At 71.4% G+C, this 18,193-nt stretch carries 15 protein-coding genes and 2 riboswitches; of the genes, 7 read left to right on the plus strand and 8 right to left on the minus strand.

What is annotated here, in order from left to right:
* Positions 1-90: 90 nt before the first annotated feature.
* The 4 genes from GJR97_RS17085 to GJR97_RS17100 all read right to left on the minus strand — a co-directional run bounded on the left by GJR97_RS17085 (position 91) and on the right by GJR97_RS17100 (position 5,532).
* On the minus strand, positions 91-1,860 hold the full coding sequence (locus GJR97_RS17085; RefSeq protein WP_154347949.1) for a dipeptide ABC transporter ATP-binding protein: 1,770 nt from the start codon (positions 1,858-1,860) through the stop codon (positions 91-93).
* A complete protein-coding gene (locus GJR97_RS17090) occupies positions 1,857-2,807 on the minus strand; it encodes an ABC transporter permease (RefSeq protein ID WP_154347950.1) in 951 nt (316 codons plus the stop codon). Before GJR97_RS17090 ends, GJR97_RS17085 begins: the two co-directional genes overlap by 4 nt.
* Positions 2,797-3,726 carry an ABC transporter permease gene (locus GJR97_RS17095; RefSeq protein WP_154347951.1) on the minus strand — a complete coding sequence of 310 codons (930 nt, stop codon included), beginning with the start codon at positions 3,724-3,726 and terminating at the stop codon, positions 2,797-2,799. Before GJR97_RS17095 ends, GJR97_RS17090 begins: the two co-directional genes overlap by 11 nt.
* 186 nt (positions 3,727-3,912) lie before the next feature.
* Positions 3,913-5,532, minus strand: coding sequence for a peptide ABC transporter substrate-binding protein (locus GJR97_RS17100; protein ID WP_154347952.1), 1,620 nt, complete (start codon positions 5,530-5,532; stop codon positions 3,913-3,915).
* Positions 5,533-5,743: 211 nt separating this feature from the next.
* Between GJR97_RS17100 and GJR97_RS17105 the strand changes: the two genes are divergently transcribed.
* Positions 5,744-6,508: a CPBP family intramembrane glutamic endopeptidase gene (locus tag GJR97_RS17105; RefSeq protein WP_154347953.1), complete on the plus strand. Its 765-nt coding sequence runs from the start codon at positions 5,744-5,746 to the stop codon at positions 6,506-6,508.
* Here the strand turns inward: GJR97_RS17105 and GJR97_RS17110 are convergent.
* Positions 6,454-6,948: a hypothetical protein gene (locus GJR97_RS17110; RefSeq protein ID WP_154347954.1), complete on the minus strand. Its 495-nt coding sequence runs from the start codon at positions 6,946-6,948 to the stop codon at positions 6,454-6,456. The two genes, GJR97_RS17105 and GJR97_RS17110, sit on opposite strands and share 55 nt — an antisense overlap.
* A 141-nt stretch (positions 6,949-7,089) precedes the next feature.
* On the opposite strand from GJR97_RS17110, the gene GJR97_RS17115 reads away from it, so the two are divergent.
* Positions 7,090-7,278, plus strand: coding sequence for a hypothetical protein (locus GJR97_RS17115; protein ID WP_154347955.1), 189 nt, complete (start codon positions 7,090-7,092; stop codon positions 7,276-7,278).
* Positions 7,279-7,350: 72 nt separating this feature from the next.
* On the opposite strand, the gene gcvP is transcribed toward GJR97_RS17115, so the two are convergent.
* From gcvP to gcvT, 3 genes are all read right to left on the minus strand, one after another.
* A complete protein-coding gene (gene gcvP, locus GJR97_RS17120; RefSeq protein WP_154347956.1) occupies positions 7,351-10,248 on the minus strand; it encodes an aminomethyl-transferring glycine dehydrogenase in 2,898 nt (965 codons plus the stop codon).
* A 19-nt stretch (positions 10,249-10,267) separates the two neighbouring features.
* The gene (gene gcvH / locus GJR97_RS17125; RefSeq protein WP_129235648.1) at positions 10,268-10,639 is read right to left on the minus strand and encodes a glycine cleavage system protein GcvH; all 372 of its coding nucleotides are present in this window, start codon (positions 10,637-10,639) and stop codon (positions 10,268-10,270) included.
* Between the two features lie 65 nt (positions 10,640-10,704).
* Positions 10,705-11,883 (minus strand): glycine cleavage system aminomethyltransferase GcvT, encoded by a 1,179-nt coding sequence (gene gcvT, locus GJR97_RS17130; RefSeq protein ID WP_324613641.1) that lies wholly within the window; start codon positions 11,881-11,883, stop codon positions 10,705-10,707.
* Positions 11,884-11,928: 45 nt separating this feature from the next.
* Positions 11,929-12,034, minus strand: a riboswitch (glycine riboswitch).
* Position 12,035: 1 nt separating this feature from the next.
* Positions 12,036-12,139: riboswitch (glycine riboswitch) on the minus strand.
* A gap of 186 nt (positions 12,140-12,325) precedes the next feature.
* Here gcvT and GJR97_RS17135 point away from each other — a divergent pair.
* The 5 genes from GJR97_RS17135 to GJR97_RS17155 are packed head-to-tail and all read left to right on the plus strand — an operon-like array spanning position 12,326 to position 18,158.
* Positions 12,326-13,105 carry an NUDIX hydrolase gene (locus tag GJR97_RS17135; RefSeq protein WP_154347957.1) on the plus strand — a complete coding sequence of 260 codons (780 nt, stop codon included), beginning with the start codon at positions 12,326-12,328 and terminating at the stop codon, positions 13,103-13,105.
* The gene (nadA, locus tag GJR97_RS17140) at positions 13,102-14,520 is read left to right on the plus strand and encodes a quinolinate synthase NadA (RefSeq protein ID WP_154347958.1); all 1,419 of its coding nucleotides are present in this window, start codon (positions 13,102-13,104) and stop codon (positions 14,518-14,520) included. Before GJR97_RS17135 ends, nadA begins: the two co-directional genes overlap by 4 nt.
* A 1-nt stretch (position 14,521) precedes the next feature.
* Complete coding sequence (locus GJR97_RS17145; protein ID WP_154347959.1) at positions 14,522-16,156, plus strand: L-aspartate oxidase; 1,635 nt, start codon at positions 14,522-14,524, stop codon at positions 16,154-16,156.
* A complete protein-coding gene (gene nadC, locus GJR97_RS17150) occupies positions 16,156-17,019 on the plus strand; it encodes a carboxylating nicotinate-nucleotide diphosphorylase (RefSeq protein ID WP_154347960.1) in 864 nt (287 codons plus the stop codon). Before GJR97_RS17145 ends, nadC begins: the two co-directional genes overlap by 1 nt.
* Entirely contained in the window at positions 17,016-18,158 is a 1,143-nt protein-coding gene (locus tag GJR97_RS17155; protein ID WP_324613642.1) for a cysteine desulfurase family protein, read from the plus strand. Before nadC ends, GJR97_RS17155 begins: the two co-directional genes overlap by 4 nt.
* The last annotated feature ends 35 nt before the right edge of the window (positions 18,159-18,193 follow it).

The following is an 18,193-nucleotide window of genomic DNA, read 5'->3' on the forward strand; positions in this document are numbered from 1 at the left end:
TCGCGCCCGACCAGCCTACCGCGTCCGGCGGAAACGGCGGACGCCCGGCCTCCGTGCGGGAGGCCGGGCGTCCGTGCGATCTGCGATCGACTACGCGCCGAGCTGGAGGTTCGCACCCGGGATCGCCGCCAGGAGATCCTTCGTGTACTGCTCCGTGGGGTTCTCGAACACGTCGTCGGTGGCCGCGGCCTCGACGATCCGTCCCTTCTGCATCACGCACACGTTGTCGGCGATGACGCGCACGACGGCGAGGTCGTGCGTGATGAAGAGGTAGGTGAGGTCGAGTTCGGCCTGCAGGTCGGCGAGCAGGCGCAGGATCTGGGCCTGCACGAGCACGTCGAGCGCCGACACGGCCTCGTCGAGGACGACGATCTCCGGCTTCAGCGCGAGCGCACGCGCGATCGCGATGCGCTGACGCTGGCCGCCGGAGAGCTCGTTCGGGTAGCGGCCGACGAGGGTCCGGGGCAGCGACACCTGGTCGAGCAGCTCGAACACGCGAGCGCGACGCGACGCGCGGTCGCCCACGCCGTGCGTGACCAGCGGCTCCGAGATGGTGTTGCCGATGTTCCGGAGCGGGTTCAGCGATCCGTACGGGTCCTGGAACACGGGCTGCATCCGACTGCGCAGGTCGAACAGCTCCTTGCCCGTCAGGCTCGCCAGGTCCTTGCCGCCCACGATGATCTTGCCGCTGGTGACGTCCTCGAGCTTGAGCAGCATCTTCGCGACCGTGGACTTGCCCGAACCGGACTCGCCCACGAGCGCGGTCGTGGTGCCCTTCGGGATCTCGAAGGAGACCTTGTCCACCGCGGTGAAGTCGCCCGAGCCGCGGATCTTGAAGACCTTCGTGAGGTCCTCGACCACGATGGCGGGGGGCTGCGCGGCCGCGGCCTCGTGCGCCTCGGCGCGGGCCTCGGCCGTCGCGATCAGGTCGATCGTGTCGGTCGTCGTCCCGACCTCGGAGCCCGTCTCGTGCGCCGCGCCCTCCTGACCGTGGATCGTGGACGTGATTCGACGCGACGCCAGGCTCGGCGCCGCGGCCACGAGGCGCTGGGTGTACGGGTGCTGCGGGTTCTGCAGGATCTCGAGCGAGGGTCCCGACTCGACGACCCTGCCCTTGTACATGACCACGAGCTGCTCGGCGCGCTCGGCGGCGAGGCCGAGGTCGTGCGTGATGAACAGCAGGGTCGTGCCGAGCTCGCGCGTCAGGGACTCGAGGTGGTCGAGGATGACGCGCTGGACCGTGACGTCGAGCGCCGAGGTCGGCTCGTCGGCGATCAGCAGCTGCGGATCGGCCGAGAGGCCCATGCCGATGAGCACACGCTGGCGCATGCCGCCGGAGAACTGGTGCGGGAACTGCTTGAGACGGCGGTCCGCATCCTGCAGGCCGGCCTGCTTGAGCACCTCGATCGCACGGGCCCGGACCTCCTTGCGGCCGGTCGCGATGCCGTTGGCCCTGATGGCCTCCTCGACCTGGAACCCGATCGACCAGACCGGGTTCAGGTTCGACATCGGGTCCTGCGGCACGAAGCCGATCTTGCGACCGCGGATGGCCTCCATCTCCTTCTTCGACGCCTTGGAGATGTCCTGGCCGTCGAGGATGATCTGGCCGCCTGCGATCTGCCCGGAGCCGGGCAGCAGGTTGATGATCGCGTGCGCGGTCGTGGACTTGCCCGATCCGGACTCGCCCACGATCGCGAGGCTCTGGCCGCGGTAGAGCGTGATGTCGACGCCGTCGACGGCCGTGACCTTGCCCTCCTGGGTCGTGAACTGGACCTTGAGGTCCTTGATCTCGAGGAGCGGCCGCTCCTCGCCCTCGGGCGTGGTGTGCTTCACGTCGCTTCCGTTCACAGTGGAGGTCATCGCTGCGCCCTCGCCTTCGGGTCGAGCGCGTCGCGGACGACCTCGCCGAGCATGATGAAGCTCAGGACGGTCACCGAGAGCGCGATGGAGGGCAGGATCAGCGTCTGCGGGTTCGTCCGCAGGTCGACCTGGGCCTGGCTGATGTCGTTGCCCCACGACATCGTGCTCGAGGGCAGTCCGACGCCGAGGAACGACAGCGTCGCCTCGGCGACGATGGCGGACGCGAGCGAGATGGTCGTGATCACGATCACCGGGGCGATCGAGTTCGGGAGGACGTGGCGGATCAGGATCCGGAGCCGCGTGACGCCGACGGCCGTGGCCGCCATGACGAAGTCGGCGTTCTTCACCCTGAGGATCTCGGCCCTCAGCACACGCGCCGTCGCCGGCCACGCGAAGATGCCGATGGCGAGGGAGATCGTCCACACGCTCGCGTACTGCGAGAGCACCGACATGATGACGACCGCGGCGAGGATGTAGGGGATCGAGAAGAAGATGTCGCCGAGTCGCGACAGGACCGCGTCGACCCAACCGCCGTAGAAGCCCGCGAGCGCACCGAAGAAGATGCCGAGCGATGCGACGAGGAACGTCACGATGAGGCCCACCGACAGCGAGGTGGACGTGCCGTAGATGATCCGCGAGTAGATGTCGCAGCCCTGGCGGTTGTAGCCGAGGACGCTGCCGTCACCGGGGCCCTGGTTGCTCAGCGAGAGCTGGCAGTACCGCGGGTCGACGCTCGTGAAGAGCGCCGGGAAGAGCGCCACGACGACGATCAGGACGATCAGCGCCGAGGAGATCCAGAACATCGGACGCTTGCGCACGTCGCGCCAGGCGTCGGTCCAGAGGTTCGTCGGCTTGCCGTCGGCCTTGACGGAGTCGATCGCGACGAGCGGAGTCTCGTCGATCGGCGCCACGAAGTGCGCCTGAGTGGGGCGGGTGTTACTTGGCATAGCGGATCCTCGGGTCGAGAACGGCGTACAGCAGATCCACCAGGAGGTTGATGACGAGGTAGATCAGCACCATGACGGTCACGAACGAGACGACGGTCGGTCCCTCGCCGCGGATGATGGCCTGGTACAGGGTTCGTCCCACGCCGGGGACGTTGAAGATGCCCTCGGTGACGGTCGCACCGACCATGAGCACGCCGAAGTCGACGGCGAGGTAGGTCACGACGGGGATCAGCGAGTTGCGGAGGATGTGCACGGGGACGATTCGTCGGCGGGAGAGGCCCTTGCTCGCGGCGGTGCGAACGAAGTCCTGTCCTCCCGTGTCGATGACCGACGCCCTTGTCAGTCGAACGATCTGGGCGAAGCTGATCGTCGCCAGCACGATGGCCGGCAGGACCAGGTCTTGGATCGGCGCGCCCGGGCCGACCGTCGTCCGGAACCACCCGAGCTGGATGCCGAACACGAACTGCGCCACGAAGGCGACGACGAAGACGGGCAGCGAGATGAGGATCAGGCTGACGACGAGGAAGCTCGCATCGAAGATGCCCCCCTTGCGGAGGCCGGAGACGAGGCCGATCGTGATGCCGAACACCATCTCGATGAGGACGGCCAGGACGGCGAGCTGCAGGGTGACCGGGAACGTCACGGCGAGGATCTCGGACACGGGCTGGCCCGAGAACGAGACGCCGAAGTCGCCCTGGAAGATTCCGCCGAGGAAGAGCAGGTACTGCACGATGAACGGCTTGTCGAGGTTGTACCGCTCTCGGACGGCCTCGAGCACCTGGGGCGGAGGGGTCTTGTCGCCGAAGAGGGCGACGACGGGGTCGCCCGGCATGGCGAACACCATGAAGTAGATCAGGAAGGTGGTGCCGAGCAGCACAGGGATCGCCTGAAGCAGTCGGCGCGCGATGTAACCGGCCATGGATCAGGCCCCGCGATCTGCGTGTGTTGACATTGTTTGGAGAAACCTCACCGTTATGGGAGTGCGCACACACGATGTTACGCGCCTCGGCACACCCCGGATACGTGGGAGTGGGGCGGCGATCCGAATGGACCGCCGCCCCACGGGCGTCAGAGAGTCTAGCTCGCTGAAACCCCTGATCGAGAATTACTCGCTCTTGGTGACCTCGTAGTAGAGCGGCACCGAGTTCCAGCCGAACTGGACGTTCTCGACCTGCTCGCCCCACGCGCCGTTGACGGTGGAGTACCAGAGCGGGATCGCGGGGAGGTCCTCGAAGAGGATCTCCTGCGCCTGCTGGAACTTCTCGATGCCCGCCTCGACCTCGGTCTCGCTGAGGCCTTCGTTGATGAGGGCGTCGAACTCGGGGTTCGAGTAGTCACCGTCGTTCGAACCCGCGCCGGTCACGTAGATCGGTCCGAGGAAGTTGGAGAGCGACGGGTAGTCGGCCTGCCAACCGGTGCGGAAGCCGGTCTCGATGGTGCGGTCGGTGATGGCGGTGCGGAACTCCGCGAACGTCGGGTACGGAGCACCCGACGCGTCGATGCCGAGCTCGTTCTTGATCTGGTTGGTCACTGCGTCGACCCAGCCCTGGTGGCCGCCGTCGGCGTTGTAGCCGATCTGGAACGAACCCTCCCACGGGCTGATGGCGTCGGCCTCGGCCCACAGCTCCTTGGCGAGCTCCGGGTCGTACTCGAGGACGTCGCTACCGGGGATGTCCTCCGAGTAGCCGTCGATGACCGGCGACGTGAAGTCGTGGGCCGGGGTACGGGTACCCGAGAAGATCACGTCGGTGACCTCTTCGCGGTTGATCGCGTGCGAGATCGCGGCGCGGCGGAGCTTGCCCTCCTCGCCACCGAAGTGCGCGAGACGGTCCGGGACCACGAAGGACTGGAAGATCGCAGCGCCCTGGGTGACCGAGCGGTCGCCGAACTCGTCCTGGAAGGTCGAGAGCGCGCTGTCCGGGATGGCGTCGAGCACGTCGAGGTTGCCGCCCTGGAGGTCGGCGTACGCCGCGTCCTGCGTCGCGTAGAAGATGATCGAGAGACCACCGTTGGCGGCCTGGCGGTCGCCCTGGTAGTCCTCGTTCACGACGAGGTCGATGCGCTCGTTGTGCTTCCACGCACCCTCGCCATCGAGCATGTACGGGCCGTTGCCGATCGGGTTCTCACCGAAGGCGTCGAGGTCCTCCCACGCCGCCTCGGGCAGCGGGAAGAACGCCGAGTAGCCGAGTCGCAGCGGGAAGTCGGACTCCGGCTGCTTCAGGGTCACGGTGAAGGTCGAGTCGTCGACCACCTCGAGGCCCGAGAGCTCGTCGACGTTCTCGTCGTAGCTGAAGCCCTCGATCGAGTCGAAGAAGTAGCTCGAGAGCTGCGCGTTGTCGAGCGCGGCGCCGTAGTTCCAGGCCTTGACGAACGACTCGGCGGTGACGTCCTCGCCGTTCGTGAACGTCTGGCCATCCTTGATGGTGATGGTGTAGGTCTGCGCGTCGTCGGTCTCGATCGACTCCGCCATGTCGTTGTGCGGAGCACCCTCGCCGTCGTAGTAGACCAGACCCGCGAAGATCGAGTCGAGGATCTTGCCGCCACCGGTCTCGTTGGTGTTGGTCGGGATCAGCGGGTTCTGGGGCTCAGAACCGTTGGTGGTGATGATCGCGGTCGAGTCGCCGGCCGGGGCTTCCGGTTCGCTGCTGGACGAGCAACCGGCGAGCGTGAGCGCGCCGGCCGCCGCAAGAGCAATGGCTGCAACGCCGATTCTCTTGATCTTCAATGTTCCTCCTGTGAGATGAGCGCACGACTGTTCGATTCGTGGTCGAGCAGGGGGCGCTGGTAGGTGAATCGAGACTATAAGCGGGCTCCTGCCGAACAAACTTCACGGCGGAACCGTTACCGAGGCGCAATCTTGCGACGGGGTCGTGCGCAGATGAGCAGCCGTCGACGCACGATTCTTGCGCGACGAGCGCCCGTGCGAGGATTGCCGCATGCCTGCGGCACGACGTCTCCGCATCGAGGTGGCCATCGTGCTCGCGCTCTCGCTCGGCGCGTCCGCCGTCTACTCGATCGTCGCGATCATCGCCAGGCTCACGGCCGACCGCCCGCTCGGCGAGCAGAGCGCCTCGCTCAACCAATCGAGGTCGACGCGCGAGTGGCTCGACCTCACCTACCAGGTCCTGGACGTCGTCTTCGGCCTGGCGGTCGTGGCCCTCGTGCTCTACCTGCTCTGGCAACCGGGCCGCAGCCCGTTCCGACGGATCGGCTTCGACCTGACGAGGCCGGGGAGGGACGCGGCATCCGGGCTGCTGCTCGCGACCGTCATCGGCGTGCCGGGCCTCGCGCTCTATGCGGCCGGTCGCGCGCTCGGCTTCACCGTCGCGGTCGTGCCGCAGCCGCTCGACACCTACTGGTGGACGATCCCGGTCCTGGTGCTCGCCGCCCTGAAGGCGGCGCTGACCGAGGAGCTCATCGCGGTCGGCTACCTCTTCACCCGCTTGCGCGAACTCGGCGTCGGCCCGTGGGCGACGATCCTGTCGAGCGCCCTCCTCCGCGGCAGCTACCACCTGTACCAGGGGTTCGGCGGGTTCATAGGCAACGCCGTCATGGGCGTCGTCTTCGGCTGGGCCTACACGCGCTGGGGCCGCACGATGCCCCTGGTCATCGCGCACTGGCTCCTCGACATCGTGAGCTTCGTCGGCTACCCGCTCGCGGCGGGCTGGTGGCCCGGACTCTTCGCACCGCCCGCGGAGTGACCGACGGGGGCGTCCGACCCGGCGGGCGCAGGCGGCCGAGCGGGCGCTGGCGACGGATGCCGCGGCCTGGGCGCATCGACCAGGTGCCGGGAGCCGGCGAGCGCGACCACGGTCGCCGGCATCGGCGGCAGCGTCTCCTCGGGCGGTTCAACACGCAGGTCGGAGTCGTTCGAGCGCACGAGTGCGCCGTCGATCCAGCTTCGGCGGCCGGGAGTGCAGACGGCTGAGAACTGCTCGGCGCCGCCGTAGAACCCGCCGCGCGAGAGGTCGCTGAACGACTCGGCGCGCCGGAGCGCGTCGGCCAGTTGCGGATTGCGGCGATCGAGCAGGCCGGCCCGCTGCTCGAGCCCGAGTCCCCGCGCGCCGGCGAGCGTGCAGCCGACCATGAGCCCCACGAAGCCGAGCGTGGCGAGCAGGGCGACGACATCCATCGGGATCATGCGCACCCCCTATGTGCGAGTGATCCTCAGTGTACTCCCGGGGGCGGTCGAGGGGTGGCCCGGATGCCGCCGTCCGCCGCGACGCGGACCATGTTCGATGCCGGGCCGGATGCGCCCGGCCCCACGTCAGGAGAAGGAAGCATGGACCTCGCGCACGCCCTCACCGCGGGCGGCCTCGCCGGCCGTCGCACCGACCACCGCTTCACCGCGGACGAGACGGAGATCCGCGCGGCCGAGGAGCGCGTGGCGCGACGACGGGCCGCGGCGGTCGAGCGCCACCCGATCACGTTCACCGAACGCGGACGCCACGCCGCGCCGCGGACGGCCTGACGGCCCGTCCGCGGCACGCGTCACCGCGTCTGCTGCAGAGCGCCGGGACGGCGCCTCGCGGCGAGCGGACCGCTACGCGAACGCCTCGATCGGCGGGCAGGCGCACACGAGGTTGCGGTCGCCGTACGCCTGGTCGATCCGGCGGACGGGGGCCCAGTACTTGTTGCGGACGAGCGAGTGCACCGGGTAGACGGCCTGCTCGCGCGTGTACGGGTGCGTCCACTCCCCCGCGATGACCGACTCCGCGGTGTGCGGGGCGTTGCGCAGCGGGTTGTCCTCGGCCGGCCATTCGCCGCGCCCGACGGCGTCGGCCTCGGCCTTGATCGCGATCATGGCCTCGACGAACCGGTCGAGCTCCGCGAGGTCCTCCGACTCCGTCGGCTCGACCATGAGCGTGCCCGCGACCGGGAACGACATCGTGGGCGCGTGGAAGCCGTAGTCGATGAGGCGCTTGGCGACGTCGTCGACGGTGACACCCGTCTCGGCGGTGAGCGGCCGCAGGTCGAGGATGCACTCGTGGGCGACGAGGCCGTTCTCGCCGGTGTAGAGCACCGGGAAGTGGTCGCGCAGGCGCGCGGCGACGTAGTTCGCCGCGAGCACGGCGGTCGCGGTCGCCTGCTTCAGGCCCTCGGCGCCCATCATGCGGACGTACGCCCACGAGATCGGCAGGATCGACGGGCTGCCATAGGGCGCCGCCGAGACGGGGCCGCCGCCATGCTCGACGCCGCCCGAGTGGTCGGCGCGCTGGGCCATCGGGTGACCGGGCAGGTAGGGCGCGAGGTGCGCCTTGGCCGCGACCGGGCCGACGCCCGGGCCGCCGCCGCCGTGCGGGATGCAGAACGTCTTGTGGAGGTTGAGGTGCGACACGTCGCCGCCGACGTCGCCGAAGCGGGCGAAGCCGAGCAGCGCGTTCAGGTTGGCGCCGTCGATGTACACCTGCCCGCCGGCGTCGTGCACGGCCCGGGTGATGTCCTTCACCTCGTGCTCGTAGACGCCGTGCGTCGACGGGTAGGTGATCATGAGCGCGGCGACGTGCTCGGCGTTCGCGGCGATCTTCGCGCGCAGGTCGTCGAGGTCGACGTTGCCGAGCTCGTCGGTCGCGACGACGACGACCTTCATGCCCGCGAGCACGGCTGATGCGGCGTTCGTGCCGTGCGCGCTCGACGGGATGAGGCAGACGTCGCGCTCGTCGTCGCCGTTGGCGAGGTGGAAGCCGCGGATGGCGAGGAGTCCGGCGAGCTCGCCCTGGCTTCCCGCGTTGGGCTGCAGCGACACGGTGTCGTACCCGGTGACCTCGGCGAGCCAGCTCTCGAGCTGCTCGATGAGCCCGAGCGAGCCCACGACGTCGGCCTCGGGCGCGAAGGGGTGCAGGTTCGCGAACTCGGGCCACGTGACGGCCTGCATCTCGGTCGCCGCGTTGAGCTTCATGGTGCAGGAGCCGAGCGGGATCATGCCCCGGTCGAGCGCGTAGTCGCGGTCGGCGAGGGTCTTGAGGTACCGCATCATCTGCGTCTCGGACTGGTGCGTGTTGAACACGGGGTGCTCGAGGTACGACGACGTGCGACGCTGCGCCTCGGGCAGGCTCGCGGGGAGCTCGCGAAGCGCGACCGGCACCTCGATCCGCGGGTCGAACCCGAAGGCCTCGACGACGAGCGAGAGCTCGGCGCCCGTGGTCGTCTCGTCGACGGCGACGTGCACGGTCGCCTCGTCGGCCTCCCACAGGTTCAACCCGAGCTCACGTCCGCGCGCGACGACGTTCGCGGCGAGCCCCGGCACGTGCACGCGGATCGTGTCGAAGTAGGCGTCGTGCGCGAGGGTGAGCCCGAAGCCGGTCAGTGCGTCGGCGAGCGCCTTCGCCTTCGCCGCGGTGGTCACCGCGATGTGGCGGATGCCTCGCGGCCCGTGGTACACGGCGTACATCGACGCCATCACGGCGAGCAGCACCTGCGCGGTGCAGATGTTCGACGTCGCCTTCTCGCGGCGGATGTGCTGCTCGCGGGCCTGGAGGCTGAGCCGGTAGGCGGGGTGGCCCGCGGCGTCCTGCGAGACGCCCACGAGGCGGCCGGGGAGCTGCCGCTCGAGGCCCTTCCGCACGGCCATGTACCCGGCGTGCGGGCCGCCGAAGCCCATCGGCACGCCGAAGCGCTGCGACGTGCCGACCGCGACATCCGCCCCCAGTTCGCCCGGGCTCGTGATGAGCGCCATGGCGAGCAGGTCGGCGGCGACCACCGCGAGCGCTCCCTGCTCCTTCGATGCGGCGATGACCGCCGACGGGTCCCACACGCGACCCGACGCACCCGGGTACTGCACGAAGACGCCGAAGTGCTCGCCGAGTGCGGCGACGTCCGTCGTCGCGTCGAGGTCGGCGACGACCAGCTCGATGCCGACGGCCTCGGCGCGCGACGCGAGCAGCGCGTGCGTCTGCGGCAGCGCGTCGGCGTCGACGACGAACCGGTTCGACTTCGACTTCGAGGCGCGACGCGCGAGGAGCATGCCCTCGACGACCGCGGTGCCCTCGTCGAGCATCGAGGCGTTGGCCGTGTCGAGCCCGGTGAGGTCGGTGACCATCGTCTGGAAGTTGATGAGCGCCTCGAGGCGGCCCTGCGAGATCTCGGGCTGGTACGGCGTGTAGGCCGTGTACCAGCTCGGGTTCTCGAGCACGTTCCGCTGGATGACGGCCGGCGTGATCGTGCCCGAGTAGCCGAGCCCGATCATCGACGTGCGCACCGTGTTCGCGTCGGCCAGCGCGCGCAGCTCGGCGAGCGCCTCGCGCTCGGTCGCCGCGGCCGGGATGACGGAGTCGAGCACCTCGTGCATGCGGATGGCGCTCGGCACGGCGGCGTCCATGAGCGCGTCGAGCGAGTCGTAGCCGAGCGCGGCGAGCATCCACTCGTGGTCGCGCGGGGTGGTGCTGATGTGCCGCCGCCCGAAGGCGTCGACGTCGAAGGCCGTGGAGGTGCTGGTGGTCATCGTCTTCCTCGGGGTGGGACTACTCGCCCGTGAGGGCGCGGTACTCGTCGTGGCTGAGCAGGGCGGGCAGCGACGTGGTGGTGAGCTTCAGGAGCCATCCGTCGCCGTACGGGTCGCTGTTGACGAGCTCGGGAGAGTCGACGACGGCCTGGTTCGACTCGACGACCTCGCCGTCGACCGGGGCGAACAGCTCGCCGACCGACTTCGTCGACTCGATCTCGCCCACGACCGTGCCGGCGACGACGGTGCTGCCGGCGTCGGGCAGGTCGACGTAGACGACGTCGCCGAGCTTCTCGGCGGCGTAGTCGGTGATGCCGACGGTGACGGTGTCGCCGTCGACCTTCACCCACTCGTGCTCGGCGGTGTACTTCAGGTCGGTTCGGTCGGTCATGGGGTGCTCCTCGTGGTGGTCGTGTGGTGCGGGCCCGGCGGTGCGTCCGTCGGAGGGATCGTGGGTCAGGCGTCGCGCTTGTAGAACGGCAGGGCGGTGACGGATGCCGCGACGCGCGTGCCGCGGACGTCGACGAAGAGGGACGAGCCGACCTCCGCGAGGTCGGGGGCGACGAAGGCCATCGCGACCGGGTGGCCGAGCGTGGGCGAGAGCGCGCCGGAGGTGATCTCGCCGACCTTCCGGGCGTCGTCGCCCTCGCCGTCGTAGACCTCGTAGCCCGCCCGGGGTGCGCGGCGGCCGTCGGCGGTGAGCCCGACGAGGACGGGCGCGCCCTCGGCGGGGCCCTGCTCGATCGCGGCGCGGCCGACGAAGTCGCCGTCCTTGGTCAAGGCGACGACCCGGCCGAGACCGGCCTGGACCGGCAGGATGTCACGGGAGAGCTCGTGGCCGTAGAGCGGCATGCCCGCCTCGAGGCGGAGCGTGTCGCGGCTGGCGAGCCCGCACGGAACGACGCGCGGGCCGCCCGTCTCCTGGAGTGCCTCCCACAGCGCCTTCGCGCGCTCGGGCGCGACGTAGAGCTCGAAGCCGTCCTCGCCGGTGTAGCCGGTGCGGGCGACGAGCACGGGCGCACCCTCCCAGGTCGCGGCGATCGCGCGGTAGTACTTCAGCGCGGCGAGGGCGGCGACGAAGTCCTCCTCGTCGTTGCCCGGGCCCTCGATGCCGAAGCCCGGGGTCTGCTGCAGCACCTCGAGTGCGTCGGGCCCCTGCAGGGCGACGAGCGCGATGTCGTCGGACTCGTCGAAGACGTCGGCCTCGAAGGGCGCCGTGCGCGCACGCAGTTCCTCGGCGACGACGTGGCGGTTGGCGGCGTTGGCCACGACCATGTAGCGGTCGGGCCCGGTGCGGTAGATCACGAGGTCGTCGATGACGCCGCCGTCGCGGCCGAGGAGGAGCGAGTACTTGGCCTGGCCCTCGACGATCGCCGAGAGCTTGCCCGCGAGCGCGTAGTCGAGCGCGTCGGACGCCTCGGGTCCGACGACCACGATCTCGCCCATGTGCGAGAGGTCGAAGAGGCCGGCGTGCTCGCGGACCGCGTGGTGCTCCGCGAGGTCGCTGGAGTAGCGGACCGGCATCTGCCAGCCGGCGAAGTCGGTGAACGACGCGCCCGCGGCGCGGTGCACCTCGTCGAGGGGGCTGCGGCGCTCGTTGGTGCCGGGGTCGGTGGTTCCGGGTGCGTCGGTCACGAGTTCTCCAGGATCGCGCGGATCACGCGGCGGTCGCCGCGGAAGAACTCCCCCTCTGTCATGGGCCTGAGAGCTTCGCGACGCTCCGGGGGAGCTGTGCTTTCACCTTCGGCGGGAAGCCGCCGGGGCGGCATCCGCTTTTCAGAGTCGGCCTCGTCATCGCGGTGATGCGACCTGAGAGATTGGCGGGGAGGCTTGCTCCTTCGGTGCCGGCGGCGTTCCGTGAAGGAACCTCCGGCTCTCCCGCGATGCGTCGATGGCCCGGTATGCGGTTGTCGGGGGCAGTCTACCAACGCGCGCGCCCGGGTTCGCGCGCAGCCGCGCGAGCGCGTCGCGAGGGTGCCGCGTCATGCGATTGGCGTTCGTGTCACGGTGACTGTAAGCTGTGGTCCAACGACTTAGCGTCATGCTGACTCTAAGCGCCGACGAAAGGGGCGAGCGGATGTCGCAGCACGACGCGCACGCGCGCCTCGCCGTCTCGACGGTGATCTTCGCGCTCGCGCCCGACCAGGCCGACGGCGCCGCCGACGACCGCGAGCGCCCCACGAGCCTGCGCATCCCGCTCGTGCGGCGCCTCCGGGAGCCCGGGCTCGGCCGCTGGGCGCTGCCCGGCGGCTGGCTGCCCGTCGGCGAAGCGCTCGACGCCGCCGCGGCCCGCACGCTGCACGAGACCACCGAGCTCGCCCCGAAGTACCTCGAGCAGCTCTACACGTTCGGCGACCCCGACCGCTCCCCCGGCGAGCGCGTCGTCTCCGTCGTCTACTGGGCGCTCGTGCACTCCGACGAGGTCGAGCGCGCCGTCTCCGACGAGAACGTCCGCTGGTTCGACGAGGACGCCCTCCCGGACCTCGCATTCGACCACGCCGCGATCATCGACTACGCGCTCCGCCGCCTCCGCACGAAGCTCGTGTACTCGCGCATCGCGCACGCGCTCCTCGGCGAGCGCTTCACCATGGCCGAACTCCGCCGCGTCCACGAGGCGGTGCTGCGGCGGCGCCTCGACCCCGCGAACTTCCGCCGCACGATCGAGGCCTCGGGAACGCTCATCGACACCGGGGAGCGCCTCGCGGGCACGCGACACCGCCCGCCGGCCCTCTACCGCTTCGACCCCGCCCACTCGCCCGTGGCGTCGCCCTCACCGGCGCCGACGGCGCCGCCCCACGCGGCATCCGCCACCGCATCCACGACCAGGCCCGGAACGCACAGCAAGGAACCGCAATGAGCACCACCGCAACCACGCCCGAGCGCGAGGTCCGCCTCGCGGCATCCGTCGATCGCACCATCCGGCTCATCACGACCGGGAAGGCCGCCGGCGAGACCTGCACGCCCGACCTCGCCGAGGGGCCGTGGGAGTTCGACGCCGGCCCCGCCGGCTACGGCCCGGGCTCCTCGATGGGCGACGTGATCCCGACCGGGTCGCCGCGCCAGGGCGCGCTTCCCGCCGAGTACCGCGAGGCCTCCGACGCCGAGCTGCACGACCGCATCCGGGCCGCGAAGGCGACGCTCGGCGAGAAGGTCGTCATCCTCGGCCACTTCTACCAGCGCGACGAGGTCGTGCAGCACGCCGACTTCACGGGCGACTCGTTCCAGTTGGCGAACGCGGCAATGACGCGCCCCGACGCCGAGGCGATCGTGTTCTGCGGCGTGCACTTCATGGCCGAGACCGCCGACATGCTCTCGCGTCCCGACCAGGCCGTGATCCTGCCGAACCTCGCGGCGGGCTGCTCGATGGCCGACATGGCCGACGAGTCGGGCGTCGCGGAGTGCTGGGAGCAGCTCGAGGAGGTCTACGGCGACCTCACTGCGACCGACGCCGACGGGCGGGTGCCCGTGATCCCCGTCACCTACATGAACTCGTCGGCGGCGCTGAAGGGCTTCGTCGGCCGCAACGGCGGCATCGTCTGCACGTCGTCGAACGCGAAGACCGTGCTCGAGCAGGCGTTCGAGCGCGGGCAGCGGGTGCTGTTCTTCCCCGACCAGCACCTCGGCCGGAACACGGCGAAGGCCATGGGCGTGCCGCTCGAGGCCATGCCGATGTGGAACCCGCGCAAGGCGCTCGGCGGCAACGCCGCCGAGTCGCTCGCCGACGCACGCGTCATCCTCTGGCACGGCTTCTGCTCGGTGCACAAGCGCTTCACGGTCGACCAGATCGAGCGCGCGCGCGCCGAGCACCCGGGCGTCCAGGTCATCGTGCACCCCGAGTGCCCGATGCCGGTCGTCGACGCGGCGGATGCCGCGGGCTCGACCGACTTCATCGTCAAGGCCATCCAGGCGGCGCCCCCCGGCTCGACCTTCGCGATCGGCACCGAGATCAACCTCGTGCAGCGACTCGCGGCCGAGCACCCCGAGCACGAGATCTTCTGCCTCGACCCGGTCGTCTGCCCGTGCTCGACGATGTACCGCATCCACCCGGGCTACCTCGCATGGGTGCTCGAGGAGCTCGTCGCCGGGCGCGTCGTCAACCGCATCAGCGTCGCCGACGACGTCGCCGAGCCCGCGCGACTCGCGCTCGAGCGCATGCTCGCGGCGAAGCCGCCGGCCTCCGTGCCGGTGCCGGCGGGCTCGACGATCGCGGCGGCGACGGATGCCGCGGCGGCGCGCTCCGCGTCGACCGCGACTGCGGCGACCGGGGCCTGACATGACCGCCGTGCTCGTCGTCGGCTCCGGCATCGCCGGGCTGTGGACGGCGATCCGCGCCGCAGAGGCGGGGTGCGACGTCACGGTCGTGACGAAGGCCGCGGTCGGCGAGGGCTCGACGCCGTGGGCGCAGGGCGGCATCGCCGCCGCGGTCTTCGCGGGTGACGCGGCCGCGCGTCACGCGGCGGACACGCTCGCCGCGGGAGCCGGCCTCGGCGACCCCGACGCCGTCGACGTGCTGACGACGCAGGGCCCGGCCCGCATCCGCGACCTGATCCGGTTCGGCGTCGCGTTCGACCGCGACGAGTCCGGCATCGCCCGAGGGCTCGAAGCGGCCCACTCCCGCGCGCGCATCCTGCACGCGGGCGGCGACGCGACCGGCGCCGCGATCGAGGCGGCGCTCGTGGGCACCGTCCGGCGGCGCGGCATCCGCGTCATCGAGCACGCGACGCTCGTCGACCTCGCCGTCGAGGGCGGCCGGGTCGTGGGCGCGACGGTGCTCGTCGAAGACGGGGCGGATGCCGCGGGGGTCCCGGATTCGGGCACGCCGGGCCGGACGGATGCCGCGACCGGCGTCGGCACCATGCGCGAACTCCGGGCCGACGCGGTCGTGCTCGCGACCGGTGGCGCCGGCGTGCTGTACGCGCACACCACCAACCCCGACGTCGCGACCGGCGACGGCGTGGCGGCCGCCGCGCGTGCCGGCGCCGAGGTCGCCGACCTCGAGTTCGTGCAGTTCCACCCCACCGCGCTGGCCGTGCCCGGCACGCCGCTCATCTCCGAGGCCGTGCGCGGCGAGGGCGCGGTGATCCGCGATGCGACGGGCCGCCGGTTCCTGCTCGATGTCGATCCGCGGGGCGAGCTCGCTCCTCGCGACGTCGTCGCCCGCGCCGTGTGGCGCCGCATGGCCGAGCAGGGCGGCGAACCCGTGCGCCTCGACGCGACCGCGCTGGGTGCCGAGTTCCTCGCCCGTCGGTTCCCCTCGCTCGACCGCGCCTGCCGGGCCGCAGGATTCGACTGGTCCCGCGACCCCGTGCCGATCGTCCCCGCCGCGCACTACGCGATGGGCGGAATCGTCACCGACCTGGACGGCCGTTCGAGCCTGCCCGGGCTGTGGGCCGTCGGCGAGGCCGCGCGCACCGGCGTGCACGGCGCCAACCGGCTCGCCTCGAACTCGCTGCTCGAGGGCGCGGTGTTCGCCGAGCGCGCCGCCGCGTCGATCGCCGGCGCCGCGGCATCCGCTGCTCCCCCGGCCGGGCCGCGCATCGCGGCCTCCACGGGAGGACGAATCCTGCGACACGCCGACGGCCGCCGCGCGGCCCCCGGCGTGTCGCCCGAAAACTCCTCCGCTACGACGCGGCCCGTCGATCGCGACGACCTCCGCCGGGTGATGTGGGACCACGTCGGACTCGAGCGCGACGCCAGCGGGCTCGCCGAGGCATCCGCTCGCCTCGACGGATGGCACGCACCCGACCCCGTCGACCGTCGCAGCGTCGAGGACCGCAACCTCCTCGACCTCGCCCGGCTCACCGTCGCAGCGGCTCTCGCCCGGGCCGAGAGCGTCGGGGCCCACACCCGCACCGACGCGCCCGCCGGCGCCGCGCACCGCCCGAACCCGGAGAGGCAGGCCGCCTGATGACCGAGACCCGCGAGATCGAGCGGATCGTCGCGATGGCCCTCGACGAGGACGCCCCGTGGGGCGACCTCACCGGCGAGACGCTGATCCCCGAGACGGCGACGGCGACGGCCGACCTCGTCGCGCGCGAGCCCGGCGTCTTCAGCGGCGCGCGCGTCGTCGAGGCGACGTTCCGGCTCGTCGACCCGCGCATCGAGGTCGAGCTGCGCATCGCCGACGGCGGACGCTTCGCCGCGGGCGACGTGATCGCGCGCGTGGCCGGGCCGGCCCGCGGCATCCTGCGCGCCGAGCGCGTCGCGCTGAACCTCGTGCAGCGGATGTCGGGCGTCGCGACGCTGACCGCGCGCTACGTGCAGGCGGTCGCCGGCACCCGCGCTCGCATCGTCGACACGCGCAAGACGACGCCGGGGCTGCGCAGCCTCGAACGCCAGGCCGTGCGCGACGGCGGCGGCCGCAACCACCGGCGTTCGCTGTCGGACGCGATCATGGCCAAGGACAACCACCTCGCCGTGCTGACCGCGGGAGGCGCCGACCTCGCCGAGTCGCTCCGTGCGGCGCGCGAGCGGATGCCGCACACCGCGCACCTCGAGGTCGAGGTCGACCGGGTCGAGCAGATCCCGGCCGTGCTCGCGGGCGGCGCCGACACGGTCATGCTCGACAACTTCGAGCTCGACGCGCTGCGCGAGGGCGTCGCGCTGATCGGCGGCCGGGCGATCGTCGAGGCCTCCGGCGGCGTGAACCTCGACACGGTCGCGGGCATCGCCGCGACCGGGGTCGACGTCATCTCGGTGGGCGCGCTGACCCATTCGGCGCGGGCACTCGACCTCGGCCTCGACGTGGTCATCGAGGCGGGCTCGGCGTGATCTTCGCCGACCACGCCGCCACGACGCCCGTCCGCCGCGAGGCGCTCGAGGCGATGTGGCCGTACCTCACGGGCGCCTTCGGCAACCCGTCCAGCCGTCATGGCGTCGGCGAGGAGGCCGCACGTGCGCTGGCGTGGGCGCGCGACGCGGTCGCCTCGGTCGTCGGATGCCGCGCGGGCGACGTCGTCTTCACCTCGGGCGGAACCGAGGCCGACAACCTCGCGGTGATCGGGCTCGCGCTGGCGAGCCCCCGCGGCCGGCACGTCGTGGTCTCCCCCGTCGAGCACGAGGCCGTGCTCGGCGCCGCCGACGCCCTGCGCCGCCTGCACGGCTTCGACCTCGACGAGGTCGAGGTCGACGCGACCGGAGCCGTGACGCCCGAAGCGCTCGCCCGGGTCATCCGCCCCGACACGACGCTCGTCTCGGTGCAGCTCGCGAACAACGAGGTCGGCACCGTGAACCCGATCGCACAGCTCGCCGCGATCGCGCATGCCTCGGGTGCGCTCATGCACACCGACGCCGTGCAGGCGGCCGGATGGCTGCCGCTCGCGATCGACGACCTCGGCGTCGACGCGCTCTCGCTCGCCGGGCACAAGGTCGGCGCCCCGAAGGGCACGGGCGCGCTGATCGTGCGGGGCCGGCTGCCGATCGAACCCGTCCTCCACGGCGGCGGGCAGGAGCGCGGACGCCGCTCGGGCACCGAGAACGTCGCCGGAGCGGTCGCGTTCGCGACGGCCCTCCGTCTCGCCGAGGACGAGCGGGCGGATGCCGCGGCGCGCGTCGGCGCGGCGACGACCCGGTTCCGGGAGCTCGTCGCGGGCGCCGTGCCGGATGCGGTCCCCACGGGTCATCCGTCGCATCGACTGCCCGGCACGGTGTCGTACGTCTTCCCCGGGACGAGCGGGGAGGCCGTGCTGCTGGAACTCGAACGCCGCGGTGTCGTCGTCTCGAGCGGCTCGGCGTGCGCGGCGGGCAGCGACGAGCCGTCGCACGTCCTGACCGCGATGGGCTTCGCGCCCGAGGTCGCCCTGACCGCGGTGCGGTTCTCCTTCGGCGGCGACGTGACAATGGCGGATGCCGCGGCCGCGGCGAGCGCCCTCGCCGAAGCCGTGTCGGCGGTCCGCGGTATCGTCCGCTAGCCGGGCACGCGCGACGCGCCGGCCCGTCGGGGGAG

Source organism: Agromyces kandeliae (assembly GCF_009674665.1).
Lineage (GTDB): Bacteria > Actinomycetota > Actinomycetes > Actinomycetales > Microbacteriaceae > Agromyces > Agromyces kandeliae.